The 17,539-nt window shown below is 59.7% G+C and carries 16 protein-coding genes and 1 pseudogene; 11 read left to right on the top strand and 6 right to left on the bottom strand.

The annotated features are described in order from the left end of the window. Positions 1-58: 58 nt before the first annotated feature. The 4 genes from lgt to AC3CBN_RS09635 all read left to right on the top strand — a co-directional run bounded on the left by lgt (position 59) and on the right by AC3CBN_RS09635 (position 3,270). Positions 59-889, top strand: coding sequence for a prolipoprotein diacylglyceryl transferase (gene lgt / locus AC3CBN_RS09620; protein ID WP_488636578.1), 831 nt, complete (start codon positions 59-61; stop codon positions 887-889). A 4-nt stretch (positions 890-893) separates the two neighbouring features. Next, the gene (locus AC3CBN_RS09625; protein ID WP_488636579.1) at positions 894-1,688 is read left to right on the top strand and encodes a thymidylate synthase; all 795 of its coding nucleotides are present in this window, start codon (positions 894-896) and stop codon (positions 1,686-1,688) included. A 122-nt stretch (positions 1,689-1,810) separates the two neighbouring features. Then, positions 1,811-2,299 carry a dihydrofolate reductase gene (locus tag AC3CBN_RS09630; protein WP_488636580.1) on the top strand — a complete coding sequence of 163 codons (489 nt, stop codon included), beginning with the start codon at positions 1,811-1,813 and terminating at the stop codon, positions 2,297-2,299. 38 nt (positions 2,300-2,337) lie between these two features. Next, the gene (locus AC3CBN_RS09635; RefSeq protein WP_488636581.1) at positions 2,338-3,270 is read left to right on the top strand and encodes a Nudix family hydrolase; all 933 of its coding nucleotides are present in this window, start codon (positions 2,338-2,340) and stop codon (positions 3,268-3,270) included. Positions 3,271-3,277: 7 nt separating this feature from the next. Here AC3CBN_RS09635 and coaE read toward each other — a convergent pair whose 3' ends face one another. The 4 genes from coaE to pilB all read right to left on the bottom strand — a co-directional run bounded on the left by coaE (position 3,278) and on the right by pilB (position 7,959). Beyond that, positions 3,278-3,901 carry a dephospho-CoA kinase gene (gene coaE, locus AC3CBN_RS09640; RefSeq protein ID WP_488636582.1) on the bottom strand — a complete coding sequence of 208 codons (624 nt, stop codon included), beginning with the start codon at positions 3,899-3,901 and terminating at the stop codon, positions 3,278-3,280. Then, positions 3,898-4,755, bottom strand: coding sequence for a prepilin peptidase (locus tag AC3CBN_RS09645; RefSeq protein WP_488636583.1), 858 nt, complete (start codon positions 4,753-4,755; stop codon positions 3,898-3,900). The genes coaE and AC3CBN_RS09645 overlap by 4 nt, the downstream gene beginning before the upstream one ends. 64 nt (positions 4,756-4,819) lie before the next feature. Beyond that, entirely contained in the window at positions 4,820-6,088 is a 1,269-nt protein-coding gene (locus AC3CBN_RS09650) for a type II secretion system F family protein (protein WP_488636584.1), read from the bottom strand. Positions 6,089-6,234: 146 nt separating this feature from the next. Further along, on the bottom strand, positions 6,235-7,959 hold the full coding sequence (gene pilB / locus AC3CBN_RS09655) for a type IV-A pilus assembly ATPase PilB (protein WP_488636585.1): 1,725 nt from the start codon (positions 7,957-7,959) through the stop codon (positions 6,235-6,237). Between the two features lie 379 nt (positions 7,960-8,338). Here pilB and AC3CBN_RS09660 point away from each other — a divergent pair. The 7 genes and pseudogenes from AC3CBN_RS09660 (at position 8,339) to AC3CBN_RS09690 (ending at position 13,212) form a co-directional block, all read left to right on the top strand. Next, a pseudogene (locus AC3CBN_RS09660) lies at positions 8,339-8,839 on the top strand (DegT/DnrJ/EryC1/StrS family aminotransferase). After that, on the top strand, positions 8,836-9,084 hold the full coding sequence (locus AC3CBN_RS09665; protein ID WP_488636586.1) for a DegT/DnrJ/EryC1/StrS family aminotransferase: 249 nt from the start codon (positions 8,836-8,838) through the stop codon (positions 9,082-9,084). The pseudogene AC3CBN_RS09660 and the gene AC3CBN_RS09665 overlap by 4 nt, the downstream one beginning before the upstream one ends. A 1-nt stretch (position 9,085) precedes the next feature. Further along, positions 9,086-9,352, top strand: coding sequence for a DegT/DnrJ/EryC1/StrS family aminotransferase (locus AC3CBN_RS09670; protein WP_488636587.1), 267 nt, complete (start codon positions 9,086-9,088; stop codon positions 9,350-9,352). Positions 9,353-9,556: 204 nt separating this feature from the next. Next, on the top strand, positions 9,557-10,456 hold the full coding sequence (locus AC3CBN_RS09675) for a glycosyltransferase family 2 protein (protein WP_488636588.1): 900 nt from the start codon (positions 9,557-9,559) through the stop codon (positions 10,454-10,456). Beyond that, positions 10,443-11,165, top strand: a complete 723-nt coding sequence (locus AC3CBN_RS09680; RefSeq protein WP_488636589.1) for a class I SAM-dependent methyltransferase — start codon at positions 10,443-10,445, stop codon at positions 11,163-11,165. Before AC3CBN_RS09675 ends, AC3CBN_RS09680 begins: the two co-directional genes overlap by 14 nt. Beyond that, positions 11,162-12,067: a lysylphosphatidylglycerol synthase domain-containing protein gene (locus tag AC3CBN_RS09685; protein ID WP_488636590.1), complete on the top strand. Its 906-nt coding sequence runs from the start codon at positions 11,162-11,164 to the stop codon at positions 12,065-12,067. Before AC3CBN_RS09680 ends, AC3CBN_RS09685 begins: the two co-directional genes overlap by 4 nt. Then, on the top strand, positions 12,064-13,212 hold the full coding sequence (locus AC3CBN_RS09690; protein WP_488636591.1) for a glycosyltransferase family protein: 1,149 nt from the start codon (positions 12,064-12,066) through the stop codon (positions 13,210-13,212). The genes AC3CBN_RS09685 and AC3CBN_RS09690 overlap by 4 nt, the downstream gene beginning before the upstream one ends. Positions 13,213-13,456: 244 nt before the next feature. On the opposite strand, the gene AC3CBN_RS09695 is transcribed toward AC3CBN_RS09690, so the two are convergent. Together AC3CBN_RS09695 and AC3CBN_RS09700 are read right to left on the bottom strand one after the other, a co-directional pair. Beyond that, positions 13,457-15,466, bottom strand: a complete 2,010-nt coding sequence (locus AC3CBN_RS09695) for a tetratricopeptide repeat protein (RefSeq protein ID WP_488636592.1) — start codon at positions 15,464-15,466, stop codon at positions 13,457-13,459. Positions 15,467-15,598: 132 nt separating this feature from the next. Beyond that, a complete protein-coding gene (locus AC3CBN_RS09700; protein WP_488636593.1) occupies positions 15,599-17,539 on the bottom strand; it encodes a hypothetical protein in 1,941 nt (646 codons plus the stop codon).

Here is a 17,539-nt window from a genome sequence, read left to right on the forward strand (position 1 = left end):
CCATGTCATGCCTATCTCAGACCGTTACACTGCCGCTTTGCCATCACCCCATTTGCCCATGACGCAGCCCTATACCGTTGCCATCGACCCCGTTGCCTTTCATCTGGGGCCACTGCAGATCCACTGGTATGGCTTGATGTATCTGTGCGGATTCCTTGGGGCGTGGTTGTTCGCGGAATACCGGCGTCGCCTCGGGCGATTGCCGGTGACGAGCGACGCGCTGGGCGACCTGGCGTTCTACGCGATGATGGGTGTGATCATCGGTGGGCGCGTGTGGTACATGCTGTTTTACGCTGACATCCACTGGATCTGGACCGATCCGCTGGCGCTGTTTCGCGTATGGGATGGTGGCATGAGTTTCCACGGCGGCATGCTGGGTGTGCTGACGGCGGGTTGGTGGTGGTCGCGGCGTCACGGCATGCATTTCTTTGACACCGTGGATTTCGTCGCTCCGCTGGTCCCGATCGGGTTGGGGCTGGGGCGATTGGGCAATTTCATCAATGGTGAGTTATGGGGCAAGCCTTCGGACGTGCCCTGGGCGATGATTTTCCCCAACTCGCCGGATCACCTGCCGCGCCATCCCTCGCAGCTGTACGAGATGCTGCTGGAAGGCGTGGTGATGTTCGCCGTGCTGTTCCTGGTTTCGATGAAGCCGCGACCGCGCTATCTGATCTCGGGTTTGTTCGCACTCCTGTATGGCTGCTTCCGCTTCGCTGTGGAGTTCGTGCGTGTGCCTGACCCACAGCTCGGCTATCTGGCATGGGGCTGGCTGACCATGGGCCAGATCCAGTCCTTGCCTATGGTTATCGTTGGCGTGGTGTTGCTGGTGATGTCGCGCAAGGCGCCGACCCTGCGGCTGTACTCCGTTTCGCTGCCCGGCAAGGAATAAGCCCATGCGCGCCTATCTGGATTTGCTGCAACACGTGCTTGACCACGGTACCGAAAAAGCTGACCGCACAGGCACCGGCACGCGCAGCGTGTTCGGCTGGCAGATGCGCTTCAACCTGGCGCAGGGTTTTCCGCTGGTCACCACCAAGAAGTTGCACCTGAAGTCGATCATTCACGAGTTGATCTGGTTCCTGCAGGGCGACACCAATACCGCCTACCTCAAGGAACACGGCGTCAGCATCTGGGACGAATGGGCCGATGTGAACGGCGAGCTCGGCCCGGTCTATGGCCAGCAATGGCGTGCGTGGCCCACGGCCGACGGCGGCACCGTGGATCAGATTCGCTGGGTGGTGGACGAGATCAAGCGCAATCCGGATTCGCGCCGCCTGGTGGTGAGCGCGTGGAATGTGGGCGAGTTGCCGAAGATGGCGCTCATGCCTTGCCACGCGCTGTTCCAGTTCTATGTGGCCGACGGCAAGTTGAGCTGCCAGCTCTATCAGCGCTCGGGTGACATCTTCCTCGGCGTGCCATTCAACATCGCCAGTTATGCCTTGCTGACCCACATGATGGCGCAGGTGTGCGGCCTTGGCGTGGGTGATTTCGTGCATACGCTGGGCGATGCGCACCTGTACAACAACCATGTGGAGCAGGCGCGCTTGCAGCTATCGCGCGAACCGCGTGCGCTGCCGCAGCTGCAGCTCAATTCCGAGGTTCGCTCGTTGCTCGATTTCCGCTTCGAGGACATTGCCATCACGGGCTATGAGCCGCATGGGGCGATCAGGGCTCCGGTAGCGGTGTAACACTCTGGCAAGCCGGCGGATAGGCGTGGGTTGCGTCATCGCATCCTGCTAAGATCGGCCGGCGCGGCGCCATCGGCCCGGCGACGCGAGCCGTCCCACTTGTCGATGATCCAAGGATTTCCATGGCTATTTCGTTGATCGCCGCGCTGGATGAGAACTTTGCCATCGGGCGTAAGGGTCAGCTTCCCTGGCACCTGCCCGACGACTTGCGCTGGTTCAAGCAGCTGACCCTCGGCAAGTACGTGCTGATGGGTTACAACACCGCTGTTGCCGTCGGTCGCGCCTTGCCGGATCGCACGAACCTCGTGCTGAGCCGCAAGCATGAGGCACCATTTCCAGGCCAGGTCACCGTTCGCTCCCTGGCTGAAGGGCTGGCGCGTGCGGGCGGCACGGGGCTGATGGTGATTGGTGGTGGCGAGGTGTATTCCGAAGCTTTGCCGCAGGCCCGGCGTCTTTATCTCACCTGGGTCAACGCGGCAGTCGATGGTGCCGACACGTTCTTCCCCGGCGTGCATTTCAGCGACTGGACAGAGGTCTCACGCGTGCATCACAAGAAGGATGCCGACCATGCGTATGACTTCGATATGGTCGAATACATCCGCGCCAGCTGAGCAGGCGGTTCGCGTTGTCTTCCTCAGAGGCTCGTGCCATGCACGTCATGGCCGGCGTAATGATCGATGCGCGCGGACAGGTGCTGCTGGCGCAACGTCCGCCAGGCAAGCATCTGGCGGGACTGTGGGAGTTCCCGGGTGGTAAGCTCGATGAGGGTGAGCGACCCGAGGCAGGTCTGGTTCGCGAATTGCGCGAGGAGTTGGGTGTCGATGCGGCCGTTGCCGAACCGCTGATCCGCGTACCTTGGTGCTACGACGAACGCATGTTGCTGCTCGACGCGCGGATGGTGCGCCATTGGCAAGGCGAGCCGGTTTCGCTGGACGGACAGGCCTTGCAGTGGTGCGATCCGACCCTAGTTGATCTCTCCATTCTGGCGCCCGCCGACCGACCCATCCTGCGGGCGTTGCAGTTGCCAACCCGCTACCCGATCACGCCTGCCGACGTGCTCCCCGAAGCCTTCGAAGACTGGCGAGAGCGGCTCGTCGCTGCCATGAGCGCCGGCGAGCGGTTGATCATGTTGCGGTTTCCCTTGTGGTCGATTGGTCGCGTGCGTGAACTGGCGCATGCGCTGCTACCTGTCGCGCGTGCCTGCGGCGCACAGCTGTTGCTCAGTGGCGATGTGGAAGGGGCACTGGCGCTCGGAAATGGCGTTGGCGTACAGCTCAAGGCGAGGCAGCTTGCCGAGCTGGGCGAACGGCCATTGCCACTGCATCAATGGGTGGGCGCCAGCTGCCACGATGCGGCCGAACTCGCGCGAGCCCTGGCGGTAGCGGACTTCGCCACGCTATCGCCGGTTTCCATGACGGCGTCGCATCCGGCCCAGGCTGCGCTGGGTTGGTCGGCATTCCAGACCATGGTTGCGGCAGCCTCCGTGCCGGTTTATGCGCTCGGCGGCATGAGCGGCGCCGATGCCAAAGCGGCACGACAGGCTGGCGGGCAGGGGGTAGCCGGCATCCGCGGGTTCTGGTGACAGACCGTTAGCGCGGCGCCTGGGCTAACGCCAGGTATCGCGCATGCAGCTCTGCTACCGCGTGGTCCAGCTCAGCCTCGTCACCGCTGTTTTCGATGACGTCGTGGGCCAGGGTGAGTCTTTCGGTACGACTGGCCTGACGCGCAATCATTCGCCGCGCCAAGGCTTCATCGATACCGTCACGGCGAAGCAGCCGCTCCAGCTGGACTGCTTCCGGGGCGTCGACCACAAGCACACGATCCACCCAACGGTAGTGGTCCAGGTTCTCGGCCAATAACGGAATCGCCAGCAGGCAGTAAGGGCCGCGATCGTCCAGCGCATGCTGGTGCAGCCAGGCGCGAACGCGTGGATGAATGATGGCTTCGAGGGCGCGTCGCGCTGCATCGTCGCCGAAGACGCGTTGCCGCATGGCGGCGCGATCAAGGTGACCGCCAGCGTCAAGCACGCGTTCGCCGAAGTGCTCGACGACGGCTTGCAAACCTTCCGTACCCGGGGCGATTACGTCGCGTGCTGCGACGTCGGCATCGTGGACGTGGACGCCCAGCGCTTCGAAACGTTTCGACACAGCGCTCTTGCCCGCGGCAATACCGCCGGTGAGAGCTACCACGTAGTTGTGTGGTTTCGTGCTCATTGCATGCCGGTCAGCTGCGCGTAGTGAAGCCACAGCCAGTCACCCGCTACAAACCATACCCAACCGGCAGCCGCAATGAACGGGCCGAACGGCATCGGGATGTCCCGCTCATGCTTGCGCAGCAGGATCAGCGCACCGCCGGTGAGCGCGCCGATGAGCGACGACAGGAGGATCACTGGCAGCAGGGCCGTCGGGCCCATCCAGGCACCCAGTGCGGCCAGCAGCTTGAAGTCGCCATAACCCATGCCTTCTTTGCCGGTAAGCAGCTTGAACAGCCAGTACACGCTCCACAGGCTGAGGTAGCCGATGGTTGCACCGAAAATGGCGGCCGGCGGCAGCACGAACATGGGCAGCAAGCTAAGCAACAGACCCAGCCAGAGCAGGGGATAGTTGAGCTGGTCCGGCAGGTACTGGGTTCGGAAATCGATACCCGCCAGCGCGATCAGCATCCAGGTGAATATCAACCCCGCCAGCGCTGGCCAGGTCGGCCCAAATTTCCACACAATCGCCGCGCTCAGCAGCCCGCTCAACAGCTCCACCAGCGGGTACTGGATGGAAATCGGCACCTTGCAGTAACGGCAACGCCCACCCAACAGAAGCCATCCAAAAAGTGGAATGTTGTCGCGCGCTGCAAGGGGATGATGGCAATGGGGACAGTGCGAAGGCTCGCGCACGATGCCCGGCGGCAACTGGCGTTCCTCGGATTCCATCTCCAGCGTATCGAGCGCATCCAGCCGCCACTCCGCCTTCATTCGTTCCGGCAGCCGCAAGATCACCACATTGAGAAAGCTGCCGACCAGCAGGCCGAGCACGCCCGCGGCGAGGATCCAAGCCCAGATAGGAAATTCGAGCATGCGTTGTCCCTGAAACGATAAAAGCCCCCCTCCCGGTTGGGAGAGGGGCTTAATGGTCTACAAACTAGATGGTTTGGCCAAGCTTGAAGATGGGCAGGTACAGCGAGATCACCATACCGCCGACCAGCACGCCAAGGATCACCATGATGATGGGTTCGAGCAGGGTCGAGAGAGTATCGACGGCATTGTTGACCTCCTCCTCATAGAACTCGGCAACCTTGAACAGCATATGGTCCAAGGCGCCCGATTCCTCGCCGATAGCGGTCATCTGCACCACCATGTTGGGAAAGACACCGGTCTGGCGCATGGCAAGCTGCAACTGATGGCCAACGGAGATGTCGTCGCGCATCTGCTTGACCGCTTCGCCATAGACGATGCTGCCGGTAGCGCCAGCGACTGCGTCCATGGCTTCAACCAGTGGCACGCCGGCTCGGAAGGTGACGCCCAAGGTGCGCGCAAAGCGAGCGATGGCTGATTGGCGCAGGATATTGCCAATGACGGGGAGCTTCAACATCACGCGATCGAGGAAGTGAGCGACCTTGACTGAGCGCTTCTTGGCCATTACGAGAGCAACGACGCTACCGACAATGGTGCCGATGACCAACCACCAATAGGACTTCATGAATTCAGAGGCCGCAATCACGACCTGGGTAGGGGCCGGAAGATCAGCACCCGCATCCTTGAATGTCTTCGCGAATACGGGCACTACGAACAGCAGCAGAATCATGGAGACCAACAATGCCACCACTAACACCATCACGGGATAGAACAATGCCTTCTTGATCTTGGCCTTGATGCCTTCCGTCCGTTCCTTGTACGTCGCCACCGTATCGAGCACGGTGTCAAGTACACCCGCTGACTCGCCCGCACGGACAAGGTTGCAATAGAGCTCATCGAACTGCACGGGATACTTGGCCAATGCCTCGTGCAACGCCGCGCCGCCCTCGATACTCTGTTTCACATCGGTGAGAATGTTCTTGAAGCGAATGTTCTTCTGACCATCGGCGATGATTTCGAAGGACTGCACCATGGGTACGCCCGACGCCATCATGGTGGCGATCTGGCGGCTGAAGATCGCCACGTCCTTGGGTTTGACGGCACTGCCAGTCGCGCCAAACAGCGGCTTGCCGCGTTCGCGTACGGTCTGGGGATTCATGCCCTGGCGGCGCAGCTCGGCTTTGACCAGCGACGCATTCTTCGAGGACATTTCGCCCTTCATGCGCTTGCCGCGTTTGTCCAGCGCAACCCAGTCGTACATGGTCAGCTTGCTGATTTCGGCTCGCTGAGCGCCGATCGTGCGCGTGTTCTTAGCGGTTGCGGTAGCCGTGGCCATTGCAATTCCCCCTGCGTGTTCGGTTGGGTCGCCTCAGTGTGGCGGCCGCCTGATTCGTTCCAGCTTAAGGCATTCCAGCGGCGTAATACGTGGCGTCTGACGCAACTTTTGCGCGACAAACCTCGCCATTCTAGCCGGGCCGGGCCTCAATCCTTGGTGACGCGATCGATTTCCGCAAGGCTGGTCACACCCTTCTTCGCCTTGAGCAGGGCTGAGGCACGCAAATCGTTCACCCCAGCCTTGCGGGCCACCTCCGCGATCTGCAGCGCATTGCCTCCCTGCAGGATGATCTTCTGGATGTCCTCCAGCATGGGCATCACCTGGTAGATACCCACGCGCCCTTTGTAGCCTTCGTTGCAGCTGTCACAGCCGACGGCTTCGTACAGCGTGAGGCCGGCATCGATGTCTTCTTGGGTGAACCCCGCCGCCAGCACCACCTGCGGTGGGAGGTCCAGCGGCTTCTTGCAGTCGTGCAGGCGCCGCGCCAGGCGCTGGGCGATGATGAGGGTGACGGACGAGGTGATGTTGTAGGGCGCGATGCCCATGTTCATCAGGCGCGAGATGGTCTGTGGGGCATCGTTGGTGTGCAGGGTGGAGAGCACCATATGGCCGGTCTGCGCCGCCTTGATGGCAATCTCGGCCGTTTCGAGGTCGCGAATTTCGCCCACCATGATCACGTCCGGATCCTGGCGCAGGAACGAACGTAGCGCCGCGGCGAAGGTCATGCCGCGCTTCACGTTCTGCTGGACCTGGTTGATGCCCTCGACGCGGATTTCCACCGGGTCTTCGACCGTCGAAATGTTGCGCTCGGTGGTGTTGAGGATGTTGAGTGCCGTATACAGCGACACCGTCTTACCGGAGCCGGTGGGGCCGGTGACCAGCACCATGCCGTAGGGCTTGTGGATGGCGTCCACGTACAACTGCTTCTGTACGTCCTCGTAGCCCAGTACGTCAATGCCGAGCTTGGCGGCCGAGCCGTCCAGGATACGCATTACGATCTTTTCGCCGAACAGGGTCGGCAGCGTGCTCACGCGGAAGTCCACCGCGCGGCTCTTGGACAGGTTGAGCTTGATACGGCCGTCCTGCGGCACGCGGCGCTCGGCAATGTCCAGGCCGGCCATGACCTTGATGCGCGAGGAAATGCGTGCTGCCAATTTCATCGGCGGGCTGGCCACGGCCCGCAGCATGCCATCCATGCGCAGGCGCACACGGTATTGGGTTTCGAATGGCTCGAAATGGATGTCTGAGGCACCGCGACGGATGGCATCCACCAGAATTTTGTTGACGAACTTTACGACGGGTGCATCGTCGTTCGCATTGGCATCGATGCCAGTGCTTTCGGCCTCATCATCACCGCCGTTATCGAGCGACAAATCGTCGAGATCGCCACTGCCCAGGTCGGGTACGGTATTGCTCATGGTGTTGAGCACGGTTTCGATGGCGCGCAACAACTGGCTACGCTCGACCAGGATCGGCTCCACCATGCAATTGGAGTGGAACTTGATCTCGTCCAGCGCATGCGACTGCATGGGGTCGGCGATACCGACGAACAGCCGCTTGCCCCGCTTGAAGAGCGGTAACGCATGGTGCTTGTTGATCAGTGATTCGCTGATCAGGTTGACGGGCATGTTGGCCGTCACCATGGTGCTCACGTCCATCATCGGCATGCCGAACTCATCGGACGCGATACGGGTGAGCCTGGGGCTATCGACCAGGCCATGATCGAGTAGCCAGGCGGCCAGCGAGGTCTTGTGCTGGAGCGAATCGGCGACAGCCTTGCGGACATCGGCCTCGGGCAGCACGTCTTCCGACACCAGCCGGCGCGCCATGCCCGAAAGCCCCGCGAGTGACGGTTGCATTAGTGTTGACATAGCGAAACTGGCCCAGCCCCCTGATTGAAGGGAAATTTACCCCAGATAGGCGGGGAGGTCACCCGGTAGCCATCGGAAATGGTTATCGGGGTGATCAGGCGCACACATCGGTGGCTGGTCCCCTATCCTGTAGGTAGACATGCAATAGATGTGCCTCATAGGCGTGGACGTTACTGGAGGTGTCGGGTAGAAATACCGCTTGCGCCTGAAAGTTCCCATTTGTGTCCAATCCCGACCCACAGTCTCCATTTCTGCTCTTCGGCGCGCCAAGTATTGAGGAGGCTGAGATCGCAGAGGTTGAAGCCTGCCTGCGTTCCGGCTGGCTGGGTATCGGCCCACGCGTAGCCAGTTTGAGCGAGATTTTGCCACCTGGCGCGGCGTGCGCCCCTCCCAGTTGGCTGCTGTCAATTCCTGCACGGCGGCACTGCACGTGAGCATGGTGGCGGCCGATCTGGAGCCTGGCAGTGAGGTCATCACAACACCATTGACGTTTTGCGCCACCGTCAACGCCATCCTGCACGCAGGGCTTACGCCGGTACTGGCCGATGTGGATCCTGTGACCCAGAACATCGACCCAGACGCCATCGAAGCGGCTATCACCCCGCGTACCCGCGCCATCCTGCCGGTGCACTTCGCGGGGTGACCGTGTGCGATGGATCGCATCATGGCCATCGCAGATAAATATGGTCTGAAGGTGATTGAGGACTGCGCCCACGCCATCGAAACCGAATATCGGGGACAGCCGGTTGGTACTTTCGGGGACTTCGGTTGCTACAGCTTCTACGTCACCAAGAACGTGGTGACGGGCGAGGGCGGCATGATCCTGGGGCGCGTGAAGAGCACATCGCACGCGCTCGCATCCTTGCCCTGCACGGGATGAGCAAGGACGCTTGGCATCGCTTCAGCGATAAGGGCTATCGTCACTACCAGGTGGTCGAGCGCGGGTTCAAATACAACATGATGGATTTGCAGGCGGCCATTGGCATCCATCAGTTGGCCCGCGTGGAACAAAACTGGTTACGTCGACGCGAAATCTGGCGACGTTACGACGAGGCATTCGCGGGGCTGCCTGTGGGCCTCCCGGCAGCGCCAGAGGTCAACACCCGCCACGGGTATCATCTTTAATATGCTGATGATCGACGAGTCACGGCGCGGCATTAGTCGCGACGACTTCCTGGGAGCCATGAATACTGCTCGGATCGGTACCAGTGTGCATTACTTGTCGCTGCCAGAGCACCTGTACTATCGGCGGCGCTTCGGATGGCGCCCGGAGCAATGGCCTCACGCGATGCGGCTTGGTCAACAGACCGTCAGCCTGCCGCTGTCGCCAGCGATGGCAGAAAGTGACTCTGCAAGAGTGATCGAGGCGGTACGGGATCTGCTCAGGGCCTAGATCAAAGGTTGGTCAAGCCTCCCCTCAACTCCCCGTTCCTTGGGTCTGCAGGTGCCTTCCCAACAAATTGTCCAACGTGAGAAGCCTATCCGGTGTTTTTCCGGGGCTCAGAGCAGCATGAGCACTCTCATTAAACGTCAAATCAGCCACAGCTAGGCTTCAGTCTCCGCGTTATGATGCCGACTTACGTCCGGGGGAGCTCTCTTGAATCGTCTCAGCATCATCCTGCCCGCCAAGAATGAAGCAGCGGCACTGAAGTCCCTATTGCCGCGGCTGCGAGTCGCCCAGCCGGGAGCGGAAATCATCGTGGTGGACGACGGTTCCACCGACAATACGCGCGAGATTTGTGCCGCCAGTGAGGTGCAGTGCTTGTCTTCGCCGTACTCGATGGGCAACGGCGCGGCCATCAAGCGTGGAGCCCGCGCCGCCAGCGGCGACATCCTCGTCTTCATGGATGGTGACGGCCAGCATGATCCCGCCGATATCGTCCGCTTTCTGGAACGACTGGGTCAGGGCTTCGATATGGTAGTCGGCGCGCGCGACTGGGGCAGCCAGGCCGGAGTGGGTCGTGGCGTCGCCAATACGGTCTATAACTGGCTAGCCAGCCGTATGACCGGCCACATCGTTGCCGACCTCACATCAGGCTTTCGGGCAGTGCGTGCAGACAGGTTTCGTGAGTTTCTGCACCTGTTGCCCAACGGCTTTTCCTACCCCACTACCAGCACCATGGCCTTCTTCCGTAGCGCCTATCCGGTGGCCTATGTGCCGATCAAGGCGGCGCAGCGCGTGGGTAAGAGTCATATCAAACCACTGAAAGACGGCATTCGTTTCTTGCTAATCATCTTCAAGATCGCGACGCTGTACTCGCCGCTGAAGCTGTTCGCGCCTGCGAGCGTATTGTTTTTCCTGCTTGGTGGTGTCAACTACGCTATTACTTTTGTGCGCGATGGTCGCCTCACGAATATGAGCACCCTGCTGTGGAGCGCGGGCGTCATCGTGTTCCTCATTGGGCTGATTTCCGAGCAGATCACTAATCTCACCTATCTCGGAACAATTCGCGGCGGTATGCCAACAGAGCATGGCGTCGACCATGAGCGCCGCTAGCTTAAAGCCGACATTGGTCGCCGCGCGTCAAGGGTACTCGGGGCAGCGCCCTGACGTCATCAAGATGTTCAAGCGGCAGCCGCGTCGAGTGCTCGACGTAGGCTGCGGCGCTGGCCGGCTCGGCGCAGATTTAAAGCAACGTTGGGGCCAAGTTATCGTCACGGGTGTTGAGCCCGATGTTGAGCGCGCTCGGCTGGCAGCTGACAGTATCGAACATGTGGTGCAAGGACGCTGCGATGCTCCCTCCGCACTAGCGGAAGTGGCGCGATTTGGCCCCTATGATCATGTTGTCTGCGCCGACGTGCTGGAACACCTCGAAGATCCTTGGGCCTTTCTTCGGAAGGTGCGCGAACTCATGACGCCGGATGGCATCTTAATCACCAGCATTCCCAATGTACGGCATATCTCCACGTTCATTTCACTGGGTGTCTTTGGTCGTTGGCCTCGCCGTTCACGAGGCATCCATGATGCTACCCACCTCCGCTTCTTTGCGCGAAAGGATATCTGCGACCTTCTGGCGTTGTCCGGTTTTGAGCCATTGAGCGAAAGCCGGAATCTTCGCTTGGTCGAATCACAGGCATGGACTCTCGTGCCTGCTCGCTTGCTCGATTTTTGGCCGCTCAGGGCGTTCTTTACCTTCCAGTATCTCCATAGCTCGCGGCTGGTCGGCGATGCCTCCCTTGATGCCGAAGAAGGTCGAGGAGGATGAGACGTCTATTTGGCTATTTGGTCGCGCTGCTCGCATTGCTTTGGATGGCGCATCGGCTGAACTCAACGCCGGGCGAATGGCTTGCTGTAGCAAAAGAATCATCACCAGGAATGCTCGCTGTCGCGGCGTTTTGTTTCGTCGCCCATGTCGGTCTGAACGCGCGGGCCTTTTGCTCTTATGTGGCTTCTGAATGCGCAAATACCGATCGTTCGACGGTCAGGCTTGCGTGGCGCGATTCGCTACTCGCCAAATATTTGCCGGGTGGCCTGTGGCAGATAGCGGGTCGGTGGCTGCTACTTGAACGTGCGGGGGTGTCCCGTAGCTCGATTGCTCAGGCGAGTGTATTCGAGCAAGGGCTGGCTCTCAGTCTTTGCGCTTTGCTCGGGTGCGCGTTTTACCTGGTGGCATGGGCTTGGGAGCAGTCAGTCGTGATCTGCTGTTTGACGGTTGCGGCTGCGGCTGCATTGGGTTGGTTGATTCTGCGGCTGCTCGGATATCTGTCGGTGCGATTCATGCCGGCAATACTCCGGCTATTCAATGCAAATGCCGAGACGGTCCATCGAGCTGCATTGAGCCACATGGCGAGGACGATGGCCCTTGCCATGTTTCCGTTCGTGTTGGGCTATATGTTGGTCTTTTGGCCGTTGCTAGGAGGGGTTAGTGATGCGCTTCACCTTGCGGCAACGGTCTTCCTGTCGACGTGGATCGGGTTGATTGTTCTCTTCGTGCCGGGAGGGCTGGGTATACGCGAATCCAGCATGACCTTGCTCTTTGTACCGCACTCGACGAACGGGGTGGCGGTGCTCTCCTTCGCGGTCCTGGCAAGAATTCTCCTGATGTTGGCTGAGGTTCTGACTTTCGCTTTGATGGATCGATTCCGGGTGCGGAAGGCGCGTTCATGAAGCGATTGATCGTGACTGGCGCCTATCCCAGCGGAGCTGGGTACCCCAACATCCAGAACACATTAGCGAGGCTAACTGCATCCGGTTTTGTAGAAGTCATTGGTATGGGCGTCGATATGGGGCAGGATCTGCGTCTGTGGAGGGAAGTACGCCGGGGGCTATGGGCGAAGATCTCACTAGCCGCCAGTATTGGCTGGCAAACGTTGGTTAGTTTGATCAAGAGCTGGCGTCAGTGGCGCACATTTCCGGATGCCGTGCTGTACTTGCCACATCCACCGTTGCCCTCTCTGCTTCTGCTCTCGATGGTGCCAGGACGTTGGCGGCCACCGACCATCGCTGATGCCTATATCTGTGTTTGGGATGCGGTAGTTCGAGACCGCAGACTGTTTCGCGAGGAGGGGCTGCCCGCACGTCTGTTGAAGAGACTTGAGGCGCGAGCCTTGTCCGTGTGCAATCGCGTCATTGTTGACACACAGGCCAACGCTCAAATGCTGGCCGATGATCTCGGCGTCGGATTCGACAAGATCGTTAACATGCCCCTGGCCATCAACGAGCAGGTGTTCGCACGCAAGTCTTACGATGGGAATGCGGTTGGACGTTGTCGAGTTCTTTTTGTGGGCACTTTTGTTCCCTTGCATGGGCTATCTGAAATCGTTGTTGCGTTACGTGAGCTTGAGGGTGATGACAGCTTGGAGTTTGTTTTTATCGGGGATGGCCAAGAGGCGGGCGTGCTGAGCGACTATCTCGCGCGCAAGCCCGATGTGCGTGTCCAATGGGAGCGTCGCTGGTTTAGCGAGTATGAGATCGCAGAGGCCATTGCTTCGGCGGATATATGCCTCGGAGTTTTTGGTGGTCCAGGTAAGGCGGCTCGTGTGCTTCCATTCAAGCTCTATAGCTACTTCAGTGTGGGACGTGCCGTAATCTCACAGCGCGTCTACAGTGCACCAGCGTGCGTGGATGATGTACCGATTTACCCAGTGGACAGCAACGGTCGCGCTTTGTCAGCTGCTATTAGAGAGTTGTCTACCAACCCGAGCCTAAGAGCCCAATTGGCGGAGCGTAGCGCCGAATACTACGAAAAATGCCTCGGCATGACCGCATTCCTTCAGAGCTGGAGACATATCCTTGAGCTCGAAGCCAATTGAAGGTGGCCGAACTTCTTAGAGTTCGTGGCGCAGCTAGCGAGCGGTCCTTACGAACAATCCGAGCGTAATCACAATACATGGCGAGTAGGCGCGCTTGGACTGAGGCAACCTTGGTCGCCACGGTAATCGTCTGTTCGCCGAGGCTAGCATTGGAAGGCTGGTTCCACGCAGACTCACCTTAGGCGGCAAGCACGGGTGATTGGTTGAGCTGCGGTCTACAGGCTACTGCCCGTGAGAGCCCCTATCATTGGGTGGCTGCGCGACTGAGAGTTGAGGCGTGGGCTGGCACTAGCGCATCAAGAGATTTAAGGGTGGCCTCCAGATGTCCGCCAATGTTCAGAGGCCTCAGCGCCTCGATCTCGCGCCTCGCGTCGTCATATTGGCCCAGGGCTGCCAGCATACGGATCAATGTGACGTGGTAGGCCGACTCACTGGGTTTTGCGCGCAGTGCAGCTTGTGCCATACGCAGACCAAGTTTGCGATCCTCGAGAACGTTCCAGGCATAGTCGCCATACATGGCCAGCAGGCGTGCACTCGGCTCTGGATGACTCAGAGCGGCCATGTAGGACTGAGTCATTCGCGCAGGCGGCAAATCGCATTTACGGTCGCGCACACACTGAGTGAGTGCGGCCAGTGAACTCTCGTCCTGTACGCCAGGTTTGCGCTCCCCTAGCTTGGCGTTCAAGCTATCCCACCACGCATCTTTCAGTGACAGGTGCATGCGCGAGTTCATGAAGATCAGGGCCTGTTCCGGCAGGATGGAAGAACCTGGCAGCCGGGCAGCCTTCTCCAGGGCCGCTGAGGCAAGCCGTGTGAAGGGCGACGAGGGATCGTAGTTCGAATAAATGACGTAGGTGCGACCAAGCTCATACTGTGCGCGTGGTGAATCCGGCGCGCGCAACGCTAGCGTTTCGGCCAGGTGAAGGGGATTGCCCCACTCCATGGCAGTCAGTGCTGTCTCGCCAGCCCATAGCAAGATCAAGCCGACCGCAAGGATGCAGCGAGAGCGCGGGAAGGCGCTCGATGAGGCGCGGTCGAATGTGTTGGGTACGAGCGCGGGTATGATCACAAGCATCAGGCCAAAGCTGGCGAAATAGTTGCGATGCTCGTAGATCAGTTCCAACGGAAGAACGGTTGCGGTCAGGAGATGGCAGCCGAGGTATAGCAAAATGCCTAAAGCGACCAGCGGGCGGCGCTTGCGTAGCCACATGGCAGCGATAATCAGGCAGGTTAGGCCAATGATGCTAGCTATGGTCGTCCAGGGCGAAACAAGGTTGGTCGAGATGCGGAAGTTGTCGTGATAGAACGACAACGCTTGCGGCGTTGGCAGCAAGGTCCAACAGATGTAGTCGAGCACGATACGTGTTTCGCTGAGCAGCCGCGTGCTCAAGGTGAAGTCCCGCGTGGCCCAGCTCTCGGGTTTCAGCAGGCTGGGTAGCACCCAAGCCGAGCCTGCCAACATCGGGATGACCAGCGTCAGCGCGAACAGCGTGACGAGTCGTCGGTCTGGCTGACAGGCTTGTGTTGCATCCGCGCTAACCACGTGGAGCGAGGTGGAGCGAAACCCCAGCAATAGCCATTCGATCATCAGCGCGTACAGTGGTAGCAATGCCGCAGTCTCCTTGGCAAGCAGGCCGACTGCCGTGGGTACGGTAATGCTGAAAACGCAGAGAGCGAACCCTGCCCAGCTGGAGGTGGCATTGCCCTGTGCAGGTAAAAGCATTCGACGTCGGCCATTGATATAGCCGATCAGGCCCATCAGCACGAAAAGATTGGCCATGCTTTCCATGCGCTGCACGGTGTAGAGCACTGCAGTAAGGTTGATGGGCAGTAGCAGCCAGCCCGCGGTGATCAACGCGGGTACGATGGCCGCACGCCGGTCATTGGCGGCGGGTTCGGCTAGCCGGAGTAACTTTCGAGCGAGCACAAATACCAACAACCCGTTGAACAAATGCAGCCCCAGGTTGGTCAGCTTCATCCAGTAAGGATCAAGACCCGTGGTCAGATAGTTCAGCGCAAAGCTCAGCGACGCCAGCGGCCGCTTGAACTCGCTGGATGGTGATGAAAGCGCGGTTCGAATCAGCGAGGGCAGGCTCGCATCCGCGGGCTGGACGCCCTTGTTGTCGACGATATTGGGATAGTCGTCAAACAGCCAGCTCCCGGAAAGGCCTGGCCAGTAGATCACTGATACCAGAAGCAATCCTGCTGCCAACAATACGTATCCATTGGCGCAGATGCGGCGCAATGTATTCATAGTGCTGCTTCAACGCGGGCAGCCGAAATGATCGGTGTCGGGGCGGCTAGGAGGGAGCGAGCAGTCGGATGCATCTGCAGATGATAGCGACTCTCGCGAATCGACGAACCTGCATACACGCCATTCCTTCAGTCAGCGCGCGAGTTTTCGATCTATATCAGCGAGCGCGTCCAAATTGCGACGGTCCCAGTGCGGGATACGGGCATGCAATTGTGCACTCGTTGTCCGTGCGCCAACGAAGTCATGCTTGTATATTTGTAAACGGGCGAGCAATACACCCACCGCAGGATCCGTCACACCGGTGTCCCAGGTCTTATTTGCCTGCAACAGTGAGTCATCCGCTTGCCCGCCAAAGTCATAAAGACTTGCAGCCATAAACCGTACACGCCACACGGCTGTATTCGACTGGGGTTGCGGGGCCGCGTCCACGATATCGCGCAACATGTTGGCAAGCTGGACCTTACTTAGTCCGGCGCACTCGTGGTTGCGGATGTATCCACCTATCTGCTCGAACGCTTGCATTTCGGCAAGTTGCAGTTTGCTCCCCGCAATTGCCGCCACACGTGCGAGCCTTTCCGGGTCGACGGCTTTGCTTCGATCACATTGCAAGACGAGCGAATACACAGCAGCTAGGTGTTGGGACTCAATATTGCCGGTGCCGGCAATTTGATCAAGCTGCTGTTGCGTCTTGGTCGCGTCACCCTGGTTCCATATCAGCCCCAGATAGTCGAACTGTGCGCGAACTGATTGCGGATGCTGACGCACGGCTTGTTCAACCATAGTTGACCATGATTGCCATACCCAGGCGCGTGCCGCGGTCGCAGTGCCAAGTACGACGCAAAGCGCCATGGCCCCAACCATAAGTAGCCGTGATCGAGGTGACCCGTGCGTTGCCGAAGGCAGTTTGGCCAGCAGCCACGAAACAGCGCCAATCACGGCAAGAAAGAAGCCTGCCGAGGGAAGGTAATTTCGATGTTCGAAATACATTTCCAGCGGAAATACGCTGGATTCCATGAGGTGCCCAGCCAGATAGAACATAAGGCCTGTGAAGACGGCTGGGACCTGCCGTCGCACGACGATGGCGATTGTCACAAGGGTGATCAGCCCGATGATCGCTATCAGTGTCGTCGGGGGTTGCATCAGGCTGTGCGACACCGGGAAGTCGTCCGTGTAGACACCCATGGCGGGGCCGCGCGGTAGCAGCAGCGCCCCCATATAGTCGAACAGGGCCCGTGGTTGGCTGAGAAGGCGCTCGCCAAGTGAGAAAGTGCGTACGCTGTAGCTGGCCAACAACTGGCCGGCGCCCCACACATACCACCAGATGACGGCAATCGTGGGTAGGATCAATCCGAGCAGAAAAAAAATCTTGACTGCGATGGGTCGGGGGTTGCGCGCGCCATTGCCGAAATAGCCTAGCTCGATTACTGCGCACAATAGCGGAGCCAGTGCTCCGTTCTCTTTGGACAAGAGGGCGGCGACCGTGGCGACCGGCATCGCCAGAAACAACCAAGCCAGGCCCGCGCGTACTCGTCCTTCCTCCAGAGCCACGCGGCCGTGCACATAGGCGAGCAATGCAACAAGCGTAAACAACGCGCTGAGCTGCGCCATGCGTTGCACTACATACAGCACAGTGCTCACCTGCAGTGGATGTAGCAGCCACACCGCACTGATCAGGAGCGCAATGGATATGGCGTGCTGGCCGAGCCGGGGGTCGCGCAACAGCAGGCGACGCAGCAATGCGTACAACAATGCACCGCAAGCTAAGTGGATGCCCAGATTAGTGAGCTTGAAAGGGTAGGGGTTTAGGCCAAACAGCTTGGCGTTGATGACGAAGCTGAGCATCGACATCGGTCGCCCGAACAAGCCCGAGCGATTGCCCAGCAATGCTTCACGCCATCCGGTCTTGTCCTGTAGCCAGTCCAGCAGGGGCCTCAGGTTGGGCTGGTCATCGAATACGTACGGACCATTGAGGCCGGGTAGATACACTAATGCGGTTATGACAAGTGCCCCGAGCAACCAGGCCAGCGGGCGCACAAAAGAAATGTCCCGGCCGCGCAGGGCGGGCCGGGACAC

This window comes from Dyella sp. OK584 (assembly GCF_057787755.1).